The organism is Burkholderia sp. Bp8991 (assembly GCF_003853795.1).
Lineage (GTDB): Bacteria > Pseudomonadota > Gammaproteobacteria > Burkholderiales > Burkholderiaceae > Burkholderia.
Map to the genome: position 1 here is coordinate 1 of NZ_QTQJ01000052.1, position 16,716 is coordinate 16,716.

The window sequence follows — 16,716 nt, forward strand, 5'->3', positions numbered from 1 at the left end:
TGCGCTCGCTCGCGAAGGGCGAGGCGATCACGCAGGACACGTCCACGCTCGAGAACCCGGCGATCCTCGAGCAGCTCGCCGAAGTGCGCTGATCGCGCCTGTTGCGCACGTTGCGCGCACGGGCCCCTGCGCGGCAATCCCGATTGCCTGCGCAGGGGCTTTTTGCTAAATAACGGCATGACCGTTCCGCACCGTCCGGCGCCTGCCGCGCCGCCGCCCGTTCCCGAGCCGCTCGCGCGTGCGCATGCGCGCTATTGGCGCTTCAACGTCGCATTGATCCTGGTGCTGATGGCGATCGGCTTCACTGTGTCGTTCGTCGTGCCGTTCTTCGCGCCCGCGCTCGCGGGCATTCGCTTCGCCGGTTTCAGCCTGCCGTTCTATGTCGGTGCGCAGGGCGCGATTCTCGTGTATCTCGTGCTGATCGTCGTCTACATCGGCTTGATGCAACGCGCGGACCGCATGCTGCGGCGCGCGTACGACGAACATGCCGCGCACGCGGGCAATGCGCACCATGCTCGCTGATCCATGCTGACGCATCGACTGATTCGCGCGTACGCGCTTTACACACTCGGCTTTCTCGGGTTCGTGCTGCTGCTGTGGCGGATCGAGCGCGCGGCCGGCTCCGGCGTGTGGATCGGCTATGTGTTCCTGTTCGTGCCGATCGCCGTGTATGCGGTGATCGGGCTGCTGTCGCGCACGTCCGATCTCGTCGAATACTACGTGGCCGGGCGGCGCGTCCCATCCGCGTTCAACGGAATGGCGACGGCGGCCGACTGGCTGTCGGCGGCGTCGTTCATCGGCCTTGCCGGCTCGCTCTACGCAACCGGCTACGATGCGCTCGCGTACGTGATGGGGTGGACCGGCGGGTTCTGCCTCGTTGCGTTCCTGCTTGCGCCGTACGTGCGCAAGCTCGCGCGCTACACGACTCCCGATTTCCTCGGCACGCGCTTTTCGAGCACCGCCGTGCGCGCGCTCGCGGCCGGCGCGGCGATCCTGTGCTCGTTCGTCTATCTGGTCGCGCAGATCCAGGGGATCGGGCTGATCGCGACGCGCTTCATCGGCGTCGATTTCGCGATCGGGATCTTCTGCGGGCTCGCGGGCATTCTCGTGTGTTCGTTTCTCGGCGGAATGCGCGCGGTCACGTGGACGCAGGTCGCGCAGTACATCATCCTGATCAGCGCGATCCTGATTCCCGTGTCGCTGATCGCGATGAAGAACGGGCTCGGGCCGGTGCCGCAGTTCAATTACGGCAAGCTGATGGAACGCGTGGCGGCGCGCGAGGCGCAGCTGCGCGACGCGGCCGAGGAGCAGCAGGTACGCGATGCGTATCGCCGGCAGGCGGCGGCCGTGCAGTCGCAGCTCGATCGCTTGCCCGCATCATATGCGGATGCACGCCGGCAACTCGTCGACCAGCTCGCGGACCTGCGGCGCCACAACGGGCCGCTGCGCGAGATCAACCAGCGCGAGCGCGAACTGGCGGACTTTCCGCGCGACCCGACGGCGGCGCGCGTGACGTGGACACAGGCGCGCGACGACCTGCTGGCACGCGCCGAGCCGCCCGTGCCGATGCACGAGCCGTTTCCCGCGGCGAACGACGACGACCGCAAGCCGCGCGAGCGGAATTTCCTTGCGTTGTTGCTGTGCCTGTCGCTCGGCACCGCGAGCCTGCCGCACATCCTCACGCGCTACAACACGACGACGTCGGTCGCATCCGCGCGGCGCTCGGTCGGCTGGACGCTGTTCTTCATCGCGCTGTTCTACCTGAGCGTGCCGGTGCTCGCGGTGATGATCAAGTACGAGATTCTGACCAACCTCGTCGGGCGGCCGACCGCTGAATTGCCCGCGTGGGTCACGCAGTGGCATCACTTCGAGCCGGACCTGATCAGCGTCGTCGAGGTGGTTCGCGACGGCATCGTGCACTGGTCCGAGATCCAGATGCAGCCGGACATGGTCGTGCTCGCCGCGCCGGAGATCGCAGGGTTGCCGTATGTCGTGTCGGGGCTGATCGCGGCCGGTGCGCTGGCTGCCGCGCTGTCGACCGCGGACGGGTTGCTGCTGACGATCGCGAATGCGTTGTCGCACGACGTCTATTACTGCATGGTCGCGCCGGATGCGTCGAGCCAGCGGCGCGTGACGATCTCGAAGGTCTTGCTGCTCGGTGTCGCGCTGTTCGCGTCGTATGTCGCGTCGCTCAATACCGGGAAGATCCTGTTTCTGGTCGGGGCGGCGTTTTCGCTCGCGGCGTCGAGTTTCTTTCCGGTGCTCGTGCTTGGGGTGTTCTGGAAACGCACGACGACGCGCGGTGCGATCGCCGGGATGGTGACGGGGCTCGCGGTGTGCGTGTACTACATCGTGTCGACTTATCCGTACTTCACGCAGCTCACCGGATTCGCCGGGCAGACGTGGTTCGGGATCGAGCCGATCAGTTCAGGCGTGTTCGGCGTGCCGGCGGGGTTCGCGGTGGCGATCGCAGTCAGCCTGTTAGATCGGCAGCCGGATGAGTATACGCGGGCGTTGGTGGATTACATTCGGCATCCGTGACGCGAAGGCGCTGGATGGGGGGCATCGTGGCGGGAAAAAGAAAGCCCCTTGATTTCTCAGGGGAATCAAGGGGCTTCCTGCGTTCTGGCGGAGAGAGGGGGATTCGAACCCCCGATAGGCGATTAACCTATACACGCTTTCCAGGCGTGCGACTTAAACCACTCATCCATCTCTCCGGAAGACCGAAAGTATAGCAAACTCTGGCGGCCTCCCGCCACTCTCTTTGGCGAGCCACTGAAATTAACCGGGAAGCCGCCTCCCGCGGCTCGCGCGGCGGCCCTGCGTCGTCCGAATGCAGCCGCCGCGGAAGAGCCGTGCCCTCAACTCACGCCCGCGCCCGCACGCACGGCGTCCCGACTCTGCTATCTTCCCGGGCATCTCACCGCTTTCCCGCCTCTCCATGACCGACCGCATCGTCGCCGCATTCGATTTCGATGGCACCATCACGACTACCGACAGCTTCCGTCATTTCGTCCGCTACGCGGTCGGCACGCCGCGTTTCGCATGGGCCGGGCTGCGCGCGCTGCCGTGGATCGTCGCGATGAAGGCGGGCCTCTTGTCGCGCGGCGATGCGAAGGCGAAGTTCGCTTGGTTCGCGTTCGGTCCGATCCGCGAGGACGCGCTCGACGCGCTCGCGCGCCGCTTCGTCGATGGTTATCTGCCGAACCTCGTGCGTCCGGACATGCTGGAACGGGTGCGCGAGCATCAGGCGCGCGGGCATGAAGTCGTGCTGGTCAGCGCGTCGCCGTCGCTGTATCTGGAGAAGTGGGCGAAGACGGTCGGCATCGGGACGGTGCTCGCGACGCGCCTCGCGTTCGAGCGCGGCGCGTTTGCCGGGCGGCTGAACGGCGAGAACTGCTGGGGCCCGCAGAAGGTCGTGCGCTTGCGCGGCTGGTGGGGAAATCAGCCGCCCGCGAAGCTGTTCGCGTACGGCGACAGCCGCGGCGACAAGGAAATGGCCGAACTCGCGAACCGGGCATGGATCCGCGGGCAGGGACCGATGCCGGCGATCGGCGCTGAAGGACTGACCGACTGACCGACTGACGGGACCCGCGCGGCGAGCCGCGCCGCCCGCCGTTACGCGTCGGCGCGCTGCGCGCCGCGCGCACCGCGAATCGGACGATACGCGCCCCAGCGATTGGCTCGCCTGAACGTGCCGACATCGTTGAACCGCACGCCGACTTCACGCAGCGCCGCATGCGCGGTGCGCGCGGTCAGCTGCCGGATGTAGAACGGATCGCGCACCACGAAGTGATGGATCGCGTGCGTGCTGCCGAAGTTGAAGCAGAACAGCTGGAACGGCAGCATCCACCACGGGTTGAGCACCTGGGTCTGCTGGATCACGTTGCGCGAATCGATGTCGCCGAAATAATGCATGTTCGAGCTGACGAAGTTGATGCAGAAGCTGCGCACGAAGTTCGGCCCGAGCCACACGACCGCGAGGAAATCGACGACGCTCATCACGCGCTCGACGACGGCCGGCACGGTCACCGCGTAGCCGAACGCATGCAGCGCGAACAGGCCGGCGTGATACACGATGAACGCGTGCCACAGCGCGTAGTACGCGTGACCGACCGGCATGTAGGACGATACCTGCTCGATGCGCAACTGCGCGCGCTCGGCCGCATCCTGCACCGGCTGCGCGGCCACGTACTGCTTGACCTTGCGGCGCATCGCATCCGGCCGCAGCACGACGGCGAGCATGCCGTCCGCGATCATCAGCAGCCGCTTCACGCCCCAGCGTTCGCCGTTGGTGATGCCGAATTCCTCGAGATCCGATTCGCCGCCCGATACCTTGTGGTGATGCAGGTGCATGCGCCGGCGCGTCCACGGGTTGATCGTGCCCGGCCGCGTGAGCCAGCACAGCGCCATCATCAGGTGATAGGCCCACGGCGTCTTCTTGAAGTACATCAGGTGGATCAGGTCGTGCTCGAGTTCGTGGATCAGCGACGTGACGAACGCGGCGAGCGGCAACGCGACGTACCACGCGATCGCGCCGCGCGCATACAGCCACGCGATCGCGAGCATCGCGCCCACCGACACGGCCATCACGGTCGCGCCGACGAGGTTCTGGTTGTCGAGCAGCGGAAAGCGCGCGCGGATCGCGTCGCTCGCGGCGTTGACCTCGCGGCGGACATACGCGACCTTGTCGGCGTCGTGGCGAAAGACGGTTCGTGCGGGTTGGCTCATCGACCGGAATCCGTGCGGAAAGAGTGGGGCGCAATGCCGATGTGACAAGCATAGGCGCGCCCCGGAGCGCACGCGAGGGCCGCCGGTGCCAATGATGGTGTCATTTCGGGTCACGGTGGCCGGTGCACGGGCGTGCGATGCCGCATCGGGCGGCTAGAATGCCGCTGCGGTGTCATTACGGGCCAGCAGCGCTACAATCCGCCGAAACCGCTCCGGAGTCCGCCGCATGGCCCTGTCCGCCCCGGATGCCGCGCGCCAGCTGAACAAGGCGACGGTATCGTCCGCGTATGCGCTGTTCATGCTGATGCTCGCCGAGGAGCGTGGCATCGATGGCGGCCGGATTCTCGCCGGCTCGGGCGTCGAGCGCGAGCGGCTCGCGCAGCCCGACGCACGCATCACGCCGCAGCAGCAGGCGGCGATCGTGTTCAACCTGCTCGAGGCGACGGACGATCCGTCGATCGCGATCGAGATCGGCCTGCGCAGCAGCCTCACGAAATCGGGGCTGATCGGCTTCGGGCTGATGAGTTGCGCAACGCTCGGCGAGGCGATCGCGCTCGGCATCCGCTACCTGCCGACGCGCGTGCCGTTCTTTTCGGTGCGGCTCGCTGAGCTCGACGGGATCGTCGACATCGACGTGCTCGAGGCGTTTCCGCTCGGCCGGTTGCGCCAGTTCGCGGTGGAGAACTTCCTGGTGGAGACGGCGGTCCTGTTCAACTCGCTGCTCAATCCCGCGCCGGGGCGCACGCTGCAGTCGCGTGCGGAGCTGCATTTCGAATGGCCCGAGCCGCCGTGGTTCGAGCGCTATCGCGCGCGGCTGCCGCGCTGTCATTTCGACGCGAGCGCGAACCGTATCCGCTGCGACGCCGCGCTGCTCGACGAGCCGATCGGCACCGCGAACGCGCAGACCGCGCAGATGATCGTCCAGCAATGCGAGGCCGAACTCGCGCGGCTCGGCTATGCGGAAAGCATTGTCGAGCGCGTGCGCAACCTGCTGATCTGCGGCGAGACCGGTTATCCGTCGGTGGACGAAATCGCGCGCGAACTGCATGTGTCAGCGCGCACGCTCAAACGCAAGCTCGCGGAATTCGGTGCGACCTATTCGGCGCTGCTCGACGAGATCCGGCTGCGCGATGCGCTCCGGCTGCTCGAGGGCACGCGCCTGCCGGTCGACGAGATCGCGGCGCGGGTCGGCTATACCGACCGCGCGAATTTCACGCGTGCGTTCAAGCGCTGGACCGGCGTCGCGCCGAGCGAGCGGCGCTGACGCCGCGCCGGGCGGCGCGGGCCGGTGCCGGTCGTGCGCCCGGCGTCGATGAATCGATCATGGGATCCATCGGTCGATGGACCCGTCAGACGATCGCCACCCAGTTCGCCCCGCGGCCGCCCGGCACGCGGGCGTGCAACGCCAGCGAGCCGTCGTCCGGCGCGATCGCGTACACCGACACGTATTCCGACTGCTCGCCGCACGCGACGAGCCAGCGTCCCGACGGATCGATCGCGAAGCCGCGCGGCTGCGTTTCCGTGGCCGTCGCGTGTACGGGGTCGAAGGTGCCGTCCGCATCGCGGCGATAGCAGAGCAACTGGCTCGACGTGCGTTCGCTCACATACGCGAAGCGCTCGTCGGGCGTCAGGTGGAGATCGGCAGCCCACACGGCGGGCCCGGTCGGCGCGGGCGGGCGCGCATGGCCTTGCGCGAGGCCGGCGACGGCCGGGTGGCGCGCGCTGACCCGCGCGTCGCCGAGGCGGCCGCTGTCGGCGTCGCGCGCGAAGGTCGCGAGCGTGGCCTGGAATTCGCCGACCGCGACCAGCATCCGGCCGTCGCGCGCGAAGCGCAGGTGGCGCGGCCCGAAGCCGCCCGGCACGCGCGTTTCGCCGTGCTCGACCGCACGCAGGCCGCCGGCATCCTCGATCAGCGCGAACGTGAAGATCCGGTCCGAGCCGAGCGAGCTCACGTACGCGAAGCGGTTGTCCGGCGACACGACGACCGCATGTGCGTTCGCGATGCCGTGCGCGACCTGCAGCGCTGCGCCGTCGCCGTCGCGCACGCGCGCGGCGTCGTAGAGGCTCAACGAATGGCCGCCGTACGACGCGCCGAGCAGCCAGCGGCCGCTGCGGTCGAGCGACAGGTAGGCGAGGCTCGCGTCGATCGCGGTCGCGCCGATGCGGGCGAGCGCGCCGGTCGCCGCCGCGACGCGGAACGCGACGATCGTCGGCTGCTCGCCGCGCGTCGCGACGTACAGCCGCGCGCGATCGGGTTGCACGGCGACCGGCATCGCGACGTCGCCGGCCGGGTAGCGGGCGAGCGGCGCGAGCGTGCCGTCGGACGTGAGCGAGAACGTGGCGAGGTCGCCGTCGACGGCATTCGGGACGACGACGGTCAGGCGGTCAGTGTTCGGCATGGCGGAGCATTGCGGTGTGCGTGAAGGACTCGTCGGTCGGCAGGCCGCGCGGCGGATCGCTGCGCGGCGCGTGCGCGCGAACGGCGCGGCGACCGTGGCGACTAGGAACGCGATCGCGAGCGCATCCCGGCCGCCCGCGATCGAACCCGTATGTTGCTTCAGATAGCCGAAGGCCGTCGGCAGCGGTCGATATCGTTCGCGATGAACATGATCGACACGAGCGGCAGCGCGTGCCATTTCACTTTCGAGGTGGCGGATGCGAGCGGGGCGCGGCCGGGCAGGGCGGGCGAGGTCAAGGGAGTCTCCGGGCGGGCGGCGAACGGGGTAGCGGCCCGCGTTCGCGTCGGGTGGGGATCTAAGTAGTATGTTGTCGTATGACATGGTACGCTTGAGATCCTGATATGACGTCACGGGTTTACCCGGGATATATCCGAATACCGGGAAATGTCGGGAGATTGTCTCCGTGCGCAATCACATCTGATGACGGATGACGTGAGTGGGCAGGCGTGCCGTTCGGTCCTGCCCTGCGGCGCCCTTCGCCCCGGCAACCTGCCGGCTTCGTACGCGGCCCGCTATGCCATCGACACGACGCTGTTCAGCAGCATCTTCACGAGCACGGCCTGCCGCGTCGCGCCCGTCTTCGCGAAGATTCCGCGCAGATGCGCACGGGCGGTGTTCTTCGTGATGCCGGTCGCGGCGGCCGCTTCGTCGAGCGTCAGGCCGTCGACGAGCAGCAGCGCGATCTCGGTTTCCATCGGCGTGAGGCGGAACAGCCGGTGCAGCATGTCGCGCGAGGTCTGCGGCGACGACGCCGGATCGCGGACGAACACCGCGACGGCCGGCCGGTGCTGGCGGTCCTCCGCGCCGTGAAAGGGCGCGAGCGGGCGCAGCAGCACGTTCAACGGCATCGCGCCGCCGGGGCGCGACAGCGTGGTGGCCTCGATGCGGCCGAGCGCATCCGCGCGGAAATGCTCGAGCGCGGCCTGCAGCGCCTTCTGCAGCCGGCGCTCGTCGAGCGGGCACGATGCATGGAGCCGCTCCTGGCGCAGGCACAGGCCGTCCTGCTGCTCGAACAGCCGCTCGGCGATGCGGTTGTGCTTGATCACGCGACCGTCCTCGTCGAGGATCGCGGTGCCGACGTCGAGCCGGTCGACCGTGCCCGCGTACAGCGCGCGTTCGGCGTCGAGCACGTCGAGCGCCGCGTGCAGCTCGACCGCGCGCTGCAGGTGCGGCAGCAGCGTCGCGACCTGCGCGCGTTCGGCCGCGTCGAAGTCGCGCGCATGATGCGGGCGGCTCACGAAGAACGCGCTCTCGACGCCGCGCTCGCCGCGCAGATTCGCGCCGAGGATGAAGCGCAGGTCGAGCGGCTGCAGGTATTGCCGGTAGAAATCGTGCGCGCACCAGCGCGTCGCGCCGAACAGCGTGTCGGCCGTGAACACCTGGCCGGGCGGGTGGTCGAGAAACGGGCACAGCGCGTAGAACTCTTCGCTGTACGATGGTTCGCCGGGCAGCAGCGGGCCGTGGGTCGATGCGTTGATGATGAGCCCGCGCCGCGTGCCGCGCGGGCTGCGCAGCACGAGCGTCGTGAAGCTCGCGTCGAGCCGCACGCGCATCGCTTCGAGAAAGCCCGCCCAAGGCGTCGTCTCGGACGGGCCCTGATAGACGAGCCCGAGCCACGCGCTGAGTTCGCGGGCCGTCCATGCCGCGTCGTCGAAGCTGTCGTGTGCGGCCGTGTCGCCGGGCGCCAGCGCGATCCGCATGCTCGTGCTCTCCTGGGTCGGGGTGAATGCTCCCGAGCCAGCATACCGACCGGCCAGCCGCTCGCGTCATCCGAACGGAGTAGACGACGCGGGCCGTGCCGGAGCGACGCAGCGTGCGTAGCCCCCGGCGCCGCTTACGCGGTGCGTTCGCGCAGCAGGTACGCGACGATGCGTTCCGCCGCGGCCTCCGGCGACTCGGCCACCGTATCGATGCGCAGTTCCGGCTGCGCCGGCGGCTCGTACGGCGAGTCGATGCCCGTGAAGTGCTTCAGTTCGCCCTTGCGCGCCTTCTTGTACAGCCCCTTCGGATCGCGCTCCTCGGCGACCGCGAGCGGCGTGTCGACGAACACTTCGACGAACTCGTCGGGACGAACCAGCGCGCGCGCCATGTCGCGTTCCGCGCGGAACGGCGAGATGAACGACACGAGCGTGATGAGCCCGGCATCGAGCATCAGCCGCGCGACTTCGGCCATGCGCCGGATGTTCTCCACGCGATCGGCCTCGGTGAAGCCGAGATCGCGGTTCAGGCCGTGCCGCACGTTGTCGCCGTCGAGCAGGTACGTGTGCTTGCCGAGCGCATGCAGGCGCCGCTCGACGAGGTTCGCGATCGTCGACTTGCCCGCGCCCGACAGCCCGGTCAGCCATACGATGCGCGGCGTCTGCGCCTTCTGCACCGCGCGCGCGTCGCGGTCGACGTCGACGGCCTGCCAGTGCACGTTGTGCGCGCGGCGCAGCGCGAAGTGCAGCATCCCGGCGCCGACCGTGTCGTTGGTGAAGCGGTCGATCACGATGAAGCCGCCGGTGTGGCGATTCAGGTCGTACGGATCGAACGCGACGGGCCGGTCGAAGCTCAGGTTGCACACGCCGATCTCGTTCAGCGCGAGCGTGCGCGCGGCGAGATGCTCGCGCGTGTTCACGTCGATCTTGTACTTTGGCGTCGCGCAGGTCGCGCCGACCGTCTGCGTGCCGAGCTTCACGAGATACGGCCGGCCCGGCAGCAGCGGTTCGTCGTGCATCCACACGAGCGTCGCCTCGAACTGGTCGGCGACTTCCGGCGGCGCGTCGGCGCGCGCGAGCATGTCGCCGCGGCTCACGTCGATCTCGTCGGCGAGCGTGAGCGTCACCGCTTCGCCGGCGCGCGCGACATCGGCTTCGCCGGCCGGCGTGATCACCGACGCAACGCGGCTCTCCTTGCCGGACGGCAGCACGCGCACGCGTTCGCCGACGCGCACTTCGCCCGACGCGATGCTGCCGGCATAACCGCGGAAGTTCAGGTGCGGACGGTTGACCCATTGCACGGGCAGCCGGAACGGTTCGTCGCGCGTCACGCGCTCGACGAGCGGCAGCGTGTCGAGATGCCGCATCAGCGGCGGGCCCGCGTACCACGGCATCCGCGCGCTCGATGCGATCACGTTGTCGCCGCGCAGCGCGGACATCGGAATGCTGACGATTTCGTCGAGGCCGAGTTCGGCCGCGAACGCGCGATAGTCGGCGTCGATACGCTCGAACACGGCGCGGTCGTAGTCGACCAGGTCCATCTTGTTGATCGCGAGCACGACGCGCTTGATGCCGATCAGCGCGACGAGATGGCTGTGGCGGCACGTTTGCGTGAGCACGCCCTTGCGCGCGTCGATCAGGATCACCGCGAGATCGGCGGTCGACGCGCCGGTGATCATGTTGCGCGTGTACTGCTCATGGCCGGGCGTATCGGCGACGATGAACTTGCGTCGCGCGGTCGCGAAGAAGCGGTACGCGACGTCGATCGTGATGCCCTGTTCGCGCTCGGCCGACAGGCCGTCGACGAGCAGCGCGAAATCGAGTTCGCCGCCTTGCGTGCCGACCTTCTTCGAATCGGCTTCGAGCTGGGTCAACTGATCGTCGAACAGCAGGTTCGATTCGTAGAGCAGACGGCCGATCAGCGTGCTCTTGCCGTCGTCGACGCTGCCGCACGTGATGAAGCGCAGCAGGTCCTTCGGTTGCGCATCGTCGGAGTGCATGTCGGGCGTCGTGTGCGCAAGTGCCTCGGGGGCGGTGAGTACGTGTGCCATCAGAAATATCCCTCCTGTTTCTTCTTTTCCATCGAACCGGCCGAATCGCTGTCGATCAGTCGTCCCTGGCGCTCGGACGTGCGCGTGTCGCGCATCTCCTGCAGGATGTCGTCGAGCGAGCTCGCGTCGCTGTCGATCGCGCCCGTCAGCGGATAGCAGCCGAGCGTGCGAAAGCGCACCTTGCGCGTCTGCGGCACTTCGCCGTCGCGCAGCGGCAGGCGTTCGTCGTCGACCATGATCAGCGCGCCGTCGCGCTCGACCACCGGCCGCTCCTTCGCGTAGTAGAGCGGGACGATCGGAATGTCGTGCAGCCGGATGTATTGCCAGATGTCGAGCTCGGTCCAGTTGGAAATCGGGAACACGCGCAGGCTTTCGCCGCGGCGCTTGCGCGCGTTGTACAGCGACCAGAGTTCGGGACGCTGGCGCTTCGGATCCCAGCGGTGCTGCTCCGAGCGCAGCGACACGATGCGCTCCTTCGCGCGCGATTTCTCCTCGTCGCGGCGCGCGCCGCCGAACGCGGCGTCGAAACCGTAGTGGTCGAGCGCCTGCTTGAGTCCCTGCGTTTTCCACACGTCGGTGTGCACGGCCGAGCCGTGCGTGAACGGATTGATGTCGTTCGCGACGCCGTCGGGATTCACGTGCACGCGCAGGTCGAGGCCGAGGCGCGCGGCCGTCTCGTCGCGAAACGCGATCATCTCGCGGAACTTCCACGTCGTATCGACGTGCAGCAGCGGAAAGGGCGGCTTCGCCGGGTAGAAGGCCTTCATCGCGAGATGCAGCATGACCGAGCTGTCCTTGCCGATCGAATAGAGCATCACCGGGTTTTCGCTTTCCGCGACCACCTCGCGCATGATGTGGATGCTTTCGGCCTCCAGTCGCTCCAAGTGGGTCAACATCGTTCGTCTCCTTGTTGCATGCCGGCGCCGCGCGACATGTGCGGCGTTTCGTGCATGACGCCAACGGTATCGAGCGAGGGCGGTGCCGTTCTTCGTCCGGGTGGACTAACACGCGGCGCGGCGGGCAGCGGATCTTTCCTTAGTCCACCCGGACGAAGTGGCGCGCGAGGCGCTCGCTTAAGGTGAGCGCTCGACCATCGGCGGAGACGACACATGACGGACGACACACGCGCCACGCAATTGCTTTCGGGCCAGACCTGGGCCGATTTCTGCGACACCCTGAAACGCAGCGGCGAGCAGATCCTGCGCGCCGAGGCGCCGGACGATCCGCTCACGCGCGCGGAAGGATTCCGCTACCTGAGCCGGCTGATGCGCATCGCGCTCGAAATGCACGTCGAGTTCGCGGACGGCGCGTGGCCCGGCTTCTTCTCGCCGTCGCACGAGACCGCGAAGATCGGCGCCGACAATCCCGACAACCTGTACCAGTACGCGCGCCTCGACGGCCGCTGCGAATATCGTGTGACGGGGCGGCGCGGCACGGTCGCATACCTGAGCTTCGGCACGCAGAAGGGCGGTTACGAGACGGACGGCAAGATGCTGCAGACCGGGTTTCTCGACGCGAAGCAGCTCGAGCTCGCGCCGGACGGCAGCTTCGAGATCGTGCTGAGCGAAACGCCGCGCGCGGGCAACTGGGTGCGCATGGAGCCGGGCACGAACGCGCTGCTGGTGCGTCAGACTTTCCTCGACCGGCGCGCGGAGACGCCCGCGCAATTGAAGATCGAACGCATCGGCGCGCACGATCGCCCGGCGCCGCTCGATCCACTCGTGCTGCAGGGCGGCCTCACGCGCGCCGCGCAGTTCGTCGAGCAGACGGCGAAGCTGTTCGCCGACTGGGCCGCGAGCTACGGCTCGCACGTAAACGCGCTGCCGCCTGCGGACCAGGCGCTGTGCCAGTCGGTCGGTGGCGATCCGAACATCTACTACTACCACTCGTGCTGGTCGCTCGCCGACGACGAGGCGCTGGTGATCGACGTCGACACCGTGCCCGACTGCGATTTCTGGAACGTGCAGCTCAACAATTACTGGATGGAGTCGCTCGACTATCGGCACTTCGACATCTGCGTGAACAAGCACAGCGCGCGGCTGAATGCGGATGGCGGCGTGACGGTGGTGGTCGCCGCGTCGCGGCCGGGTGGCGCGAACTGGCTCGATACGGCCGGGCATCGCACCGGCACGATCTGCTGGCGCTGGGTCGGCGCCGCGCAGCCGGTGCATCCGCGCACGCGCGTCGTCAAGCTCGCCGCGCTGAAGGAGGCCGCATGAACGCGCCGCTCGACCCGATCCGCACCCAGCTCGACGCCGACGCGCTGATCGCCGAGGCCGTGTCGCGCACGGGCGGCCTCACCGCGTTCGGCGACGGCCCGTATCGCGAGGCGCTCGACGTGATGTGCGCATCGCTGATCGACGAAGCGAAGCTGTCGGCGCGCGGTGTGGCGATGATGCGCGAGAAACTCGTCGGCCAGCTCGTGAACCGGCTCGTTATCGAGGATTACTTCGGCCGTCATCCGGAGATCGCCGACATCGAGATCGACGATCCGCTCGTGATCGTCGGGCTGCCGCGCACCGGCACGACGCTGCTGCAGCGGCTGCTCGCGGTCGATCCGCGCTTTTATTCGGCCGCGTGGTGGGAAACGCGCTATCCGGCGCCGCTCGCCGGCGAGACGCTCGACGCGCCGAGCGTGCGCATCGCGCGCGCGCAGGCCGAGGTCGCGACGATGATCGACTGCATTCCGCAGATCCTCGCGATCCATCCGCTCGACGCGATGCTTGCCGACGAGGAGTTCATGCTGATGGAGCATTCGTTCGTGTGCGCGATGGATTCGTACGCGAACGTGCCGGGCTATACGGCGTGGCTCGCGAAGCAGGACCTGACGCCGGTCTATACGTACCTGAAGCGGATGCTGCAGTTCCTGCAGTGGCAGAAGGCGCAACGCGGCGTCGCAGCGGCCGCGCGCTGGCTGCTGAAGACGCCGCAGCATCTGCATGCGCTCGACGTGCTGTGCCGCGTGTTTCCGCGGGCACAGGTCGTGCTCACGCATCGCGACCCGGCGCAGACGATTCCGTCGATGGCGAGCATGGCGCACACGCTGTGGCAGATGTATGCGGACGACCCCGATCCGCGCACGGTCGGCGCGCAGTGGAACGCCGGCATGGCGCGCGCGATCGGCGCGGCGATGACGGCGCGCGACGCGCTGCCGGCCGAGCGCTTTCTCGACGTGCGTTTCGAGGACACGGTGTCGGATCCGCTCGGCGTGGCCGAAGCCGTGTACCGCTTCGCGGGCATGTCGCTCGATGCGCCGCAGCGCGCGGCGATGACGGCCTGGATGGCGCGCAACGGCCGCGACAAGCGCGCCGCGCACGATTACTCGATCGCGCGCTTCGGCTTCACCGATGCGCAACTGGAGCACGACTTCGCCGCGTATCGCGCGCGGCACCTGCGGGCGGCCGGCTGACGGCGCGCCCGCGAGACGAACGATAACCAGGAGACAACCAATGTTGCTGAAGGACAAGATCGTCGTGATTTCAGGGATCGGACCGGGGCTCGGTGTGAAGCTCGCCGTCGAGGCGGCACGCGAGGGCGCGCGCGGCGTGGTCGTCGCGGCACGCACGATGGACAAGCTCGACGACGCGGAAGCACGGATCCGCGCACTCGGCGTCGCGTGCGACGTGCTGAAGGTACGCACCGACATCGCCGAGCGCGCGCAGTGCCGGCAGCTCGCGACGCAGGCGGTCGAGCGCTTCGGCCGGATCGACGCGCTCGTGAACAGCGCGTTCGCGCACGGCACGTTCCCGGAGCCGGTCGAGGAAGCCGATCTCGACGGCTGGCGCGCGGTGTTCGACACCAACGTGTTCGGCACGATGACGCTCACGCAGGAAATCGTGCCGCACATGAAGCGGCAGAAGCGCGGCGCGATCGTGATGATCAACACGCAGGCGACCCGCAAGCCGTTTGCAGGGGAAGCGGGCTACGCTGTATCGAAGGGCGCGCTCGCGGTTGCGGCAAAATACCTGGCGCGCGAGCTCGGCGTGCACGGGATCCGCGCGAACAGCATCCACATGGGCTGGATGTGGGGCGTGCCGACGCAGACGTATTTCCGGCAGGCGGCCGCCGAGTACGGCACGACGGAGGAGGCGATCATCGCGCCGATCGCGTCGAACATCGCGCTCGCGAAGCTGCCGACCGACGACGACTGCGCGCGCGCGGCGCTGTTCCTCGCGTCGGATTACGCGAACGCGGTGAGCGGCGCGACGCTCGACGCGAACGGCGGCGATTTCATGCCCTGAGGACGGAGCAACGGATCATGCAGGAACGACAACAGGAACAGGGGCGGCATTTCTTCGCGTTCAACGGCGATGCGGACGGCCTGTGCGCGCTGCAGCAGCTGCGGCTCGCGGAGGGCGAACGCGGCACGCTCGTGACCGGCGTGAAGCGCGACATCAGGCTGCTCGAGCGCATCGACGCGCGGGCCGGCGACCGCGTGACCGTGCTCGACGTGTCGCACGACCAGAACCGCGACGCATGCGCGCGGCTGCTGCGCGACGGCGCCGCGGTTCGCTACTTCGACCATCACTTCGCGGGCGAGCTGCCCGGCGATCCGCGTTTCGACGCGTATATCGACACGGCCGCCGACGTCTGCACGAGCGCGCTCGTGAACCGCCGTCTCGGCGGCCGGCATGTGCGCTGGGCGATCGTCGCGGCGTTCGGCGACGAACTGCCGGCGCTCGGCGACGCGCTCGCGCGCGAATACGGGATCGACGCAGCCGAACGCGGCACGCTGGCCGAACTCGGCCTCTACCTGAACTACAACGCCTACGGCGAATGCGTCGGCGACCTGCATTTCGATCCGGCCGTGCTGGCCGACGCGATGCTGCCATGCGTCGATCCGCTCGACTTCGTGCGCGACACGCCGGTGTTCGCCGCGTTGCGCGACGGCTATCGCGACGACATGGCGCTCGCGGGCGCACTCGCGCCGTTGCGCGACGTGCCGGGCGCGACGCTGATCAGGATGCCGGATCATCCGTGGGCGCGGCGCGCGACGGGGATGCTCGCGAACGAGCGGATGCGCAATGCGCCGCATGCGGCGCTCGCGGTGCTGTCGCCGCGCGCGCAGGGCGGGTTCGTGGTCAGCGTGCGCGTGCCGGACGGCCGGGCGCTCGGCGCGGACGAGTTCTGCCGCGGCTTCCCGACCGGCGGCGGGCGCAAGCGCGCGGGCGGCATCAACCATCTGCCGGAAACCGAGTTCGACGCGTTCGCCGCGCGCTTCGAAGCGGCGTTCCGTCTCGACTGACCCGAGGGCCTGCGACATGCGCGCCGTGCAACGATGCCACGGCGCGCGCGTCGTGCGACGTGTCGCTGTTCAGCCGGTCGCGTTCGCAAGCACGGCCGGCACGTTGTGGCCGTAGCAGCGTTCCTCGACGCGCTCGGCGATGCGCCAGCCCTGCGCGGTGCGCACGAACCGGTCGACGTACCACAGCCCGAGAAACATCACCTGCGTGCCGCCGTCCGGCAGCGCGACTTCCATCGGATTGAAACAGATCGTGCGGCCGCGCGCGGTGTCGCCGTCGAGCGTGATCGACAGGTTGCCGACCATGTGCTGGTACTGCGGGAACTGCGGCAGCACGGTGCGCAGCCACGCCTTGACGTCCGGATACGTGCCGGCGATGCCGCCCATCGCGCGATAGTCGATCGTCGCGTCGCGCATGAACACGGTATCGAGCGCGTCGAAGTCGCGCGCATCGATCGCGCTCGAGTACGCGACGATCAGCTCGCGGATGTCGTGATGATCGGAGAGGGTCTGCAGGTCGGGCATCGGTTGCGCTC

14 protein-coding genes, 1 tRNA gene and 2 pseudogenes are annotated in these 16,716 nt (G+C 68.4%); 8 read left to right on the top strand and 9 right to left on the bottom strand.

What is annotated here, in order from left to right; all coding sequences use genetic code 11:
• The first annotated feature begins 177 nt into the window (after positions 1-177).
• Both DIE02_RS33790 and DIE02_RS33795 read left to right on the top strand, forming a co-directional pair.
• Complete coding sequence (locus DIE02_RS33790) at positions 178-522, top strand: DUF4212 domain-containing protein (RefSeq protein ID WP_124489532.1); 345 nt, start codon at positions 178-180, stop codon at positions 520-522.
• A 3-nt stretch (positions 523-525) separates the two neighbouring features.
• Positions 526-2,541: a sodium:solute symporter family protein gene (locus tag DIE02_RS33795; RefSeq protein WP_124489533.1), complete on the top strand. Its 2,016-nt coding sequence runs from the start codon at positions 526-528 to the stop codon at positions 2,539-2,541.
• An 85-nt stretch (positions 2,542-2,626) separates the two neighbouring features.
• Here DIE02_RS33795 and DIE02_RS33800 read toward each other — a convergent pair.
• Positions 2,627-2,717, bottom strand: a tRNA-Ser gene (locus DIE02_RS33800).
• Positions 2,718-2,941: 224 nt separating this feature from the next.
• Here DIE02_RS33800 and DIE02_RS33805 point away from each other — a divergent pair.
• Positions 2,942-3,577, top strand: coding sequence for an HAD family hydrolase (locus DIE02_RS33805; protein ID WP_124489534.1), 636 nt, complete (start codon positions 2,942-2,944; stop codon positions 3,575-3,577).
• 41 nt (positions 3,578-3,618) lie between these two features.
• Here DIE02_RS33805 and DIE02_RS33810 read toward each other — a convergent pair whose 3' ends face one another.
• Positions 3,619-4,731: a fatty acid desaturase gene (locus tag DIE02_RS33810; RefSeq protein ID WP_124489535.1), complete on the bottom strand. Its 1,113-nt coding sequence runs from the start codon at positions 4,729-4,731 to the stop codon at positions 3,619-3,621.
• A gap of 226 nt (positions 4,732-4,957) precedes the next feature.
• On the opposite strand from DIE02_RS33810, the gene DIE02_RS33815 reads away from it, so the two are divergent.
• Positions 4,958-5,995: an AraC family transcriptional regulator gene (locus DIE02_RS33815; RefSeq protein ID WP_124489536.1), complete on the top strand. Its 1,038-nt coding sequence runs from the start codon at positions 4,958-4,960 to the stop codon at positions 5,993-5,995.
• A gap of 85 nt (positions 5,996-6,080) precedes the next feature.
• On the opposite strand, the gene DIE02_RS33820 is transcribed toward DIE02_RS33815, so the two are convergent.
• The 6 genes and pseudogenes from DIE02_RS33820 to cysD all read right to left on the bottom strand — a co-directional run.
• Positions 6,081-7,130, bottom strand: a complete 1,050-nt coding sequence (locus DIE02_RS33820) for a beta-propeller fold lactonase family protein (RefSeq protein ID WP_124489537.1) — start codon at positions 7,128-7,130, stop codon at positions 6,081-6,083.
• Positions 7,117-7,310 (bottom strand): annotated as a pseudogene (locus DIE02_RS36280) (MFS transporter); the annotation flags it as partial. The pseudogene DIE02_RS36280 and the gene DIE02_RS33820, both read right to left, overlap by 14 nt.
• Positions 7,289-7,426: a hypothetical protein gene (locus tag DIE02_RS35760; RefSeq protein WP_185702682.1), complete on the bottom strand. Its 138-nt coding sequence runs from the start codon at positions 7,424-7,426 to the stop codon at positions 7,289-7,291. The gene DIE02_RS35760 and the pseudogene DIE02_RS36280, both read right to left, overlap by 22 nt.
• Before the next feature lie 276 nt (positions 7,427-7,702).
• Positions 7,703-8,890, bottom strand: coding sequence for a helix-turn-helix transcriptional regulator (locus DIE02_RS33830; RefSeq protein ID WP_124489538.1), 1,188 nt, complete (start codon positions 8,888-8,890; stop codon positions 7,703-7,705).
• A 134-nt stretch (positions 8,891-9,024) separates the two neighbouring features.
• Positions 9,025-10,938 (bottom strand): sulfate adenylyltransferase subunit CysN, encoded by a 1,914-nt coding sequence (cysN, locus tag DIE02_RS33835; RefSeq protein WP_124489539.1) that lies wholly within the window; start codon positions 10,936-10,938, stop codon positions 9,025-9,027.
• A pseudogene (cysD, locus tag DIE02_RS33840) lies at positions 10,938-11,858 on the bottom strand (sulfate adenylyltransferase subunit CysD); the annotation flags it as partial. The pseudogene cysD and the gene cysN, both read right to left, overlap by 1 nt.
• A gap of 189 nt (positions 11,859-12,047) precedes the next feature.
• Between cysD and DIE02_RS33845 the strand changes: the two are divergent.
• Genes DIE02_RS33845 through DIE02_RS33860 form a run of 4 tightly spaced genes read left to right on the top strand, consistent with a single transcriptional unit; the run spans position 12,048 to position 16,183 of the window.
• On the top strand, positions 12,048-13,157 hold the full coding sequence (locus DIE02_RS33845; protein WP_044847640.1) for a DUF1214 domain-containing protein: 1,110 nt from the start codon (positions 12,048-12,050) through the stop codon (positions 13,155-13,157).
• Entirely contained in the window at positions 13,154-14,347 is a 1,194-nt protein-coding gene (locus DIE02_RS33850; RefSeq protein WP_124489541.1) for a sulfotransferase, read from the top strand. The genes DIE02_RS33845 and DIE02_RS33850 overlap by 4 nt, the downstream gene beginning before the upstream one ends.
• 40 nt (positions 14,348-14,387) lie before the next feature.
• Entirely contained in the window at positions 14,388-15,179 is a 792-nt protein-coding gene (locus DIE02_RS33855; RefSeq protein ID WP_124489542.1) for an SDR family oxidoreductase, read from the top strand.
• Between the two features lie 17 nt (positions 15,180-15,196).
• A complete protein-coding gene (locus tag DIE02_RS33860; RefSeq protein WP_044847643.1) occupies positions 15,197-16,183 on the top strand; it encodes a hypothetical protein in 987 nt (328 codons plus the stop codon).
• Between the two features lie 69 nt (positions 16,184-16,252).
• Here the strand turns inward: DIE02_RS33860 and DIE02_RS33865 are convergent, their stop codons facing one another.
• Positions 16,253-16,705 (bottom strand): nuclear transport factor 2 family protein, encoded by a 453-nt coding sequence (locus DIE02_RS33865; RefSeq protein ID WP_124489543.1) that lies wholly within the window; start codon positions 16,703-16,705, stop codon positions 16,253-16,255.
• Positions 16,706-16,716: the final 11 nt, after the last annotated feature.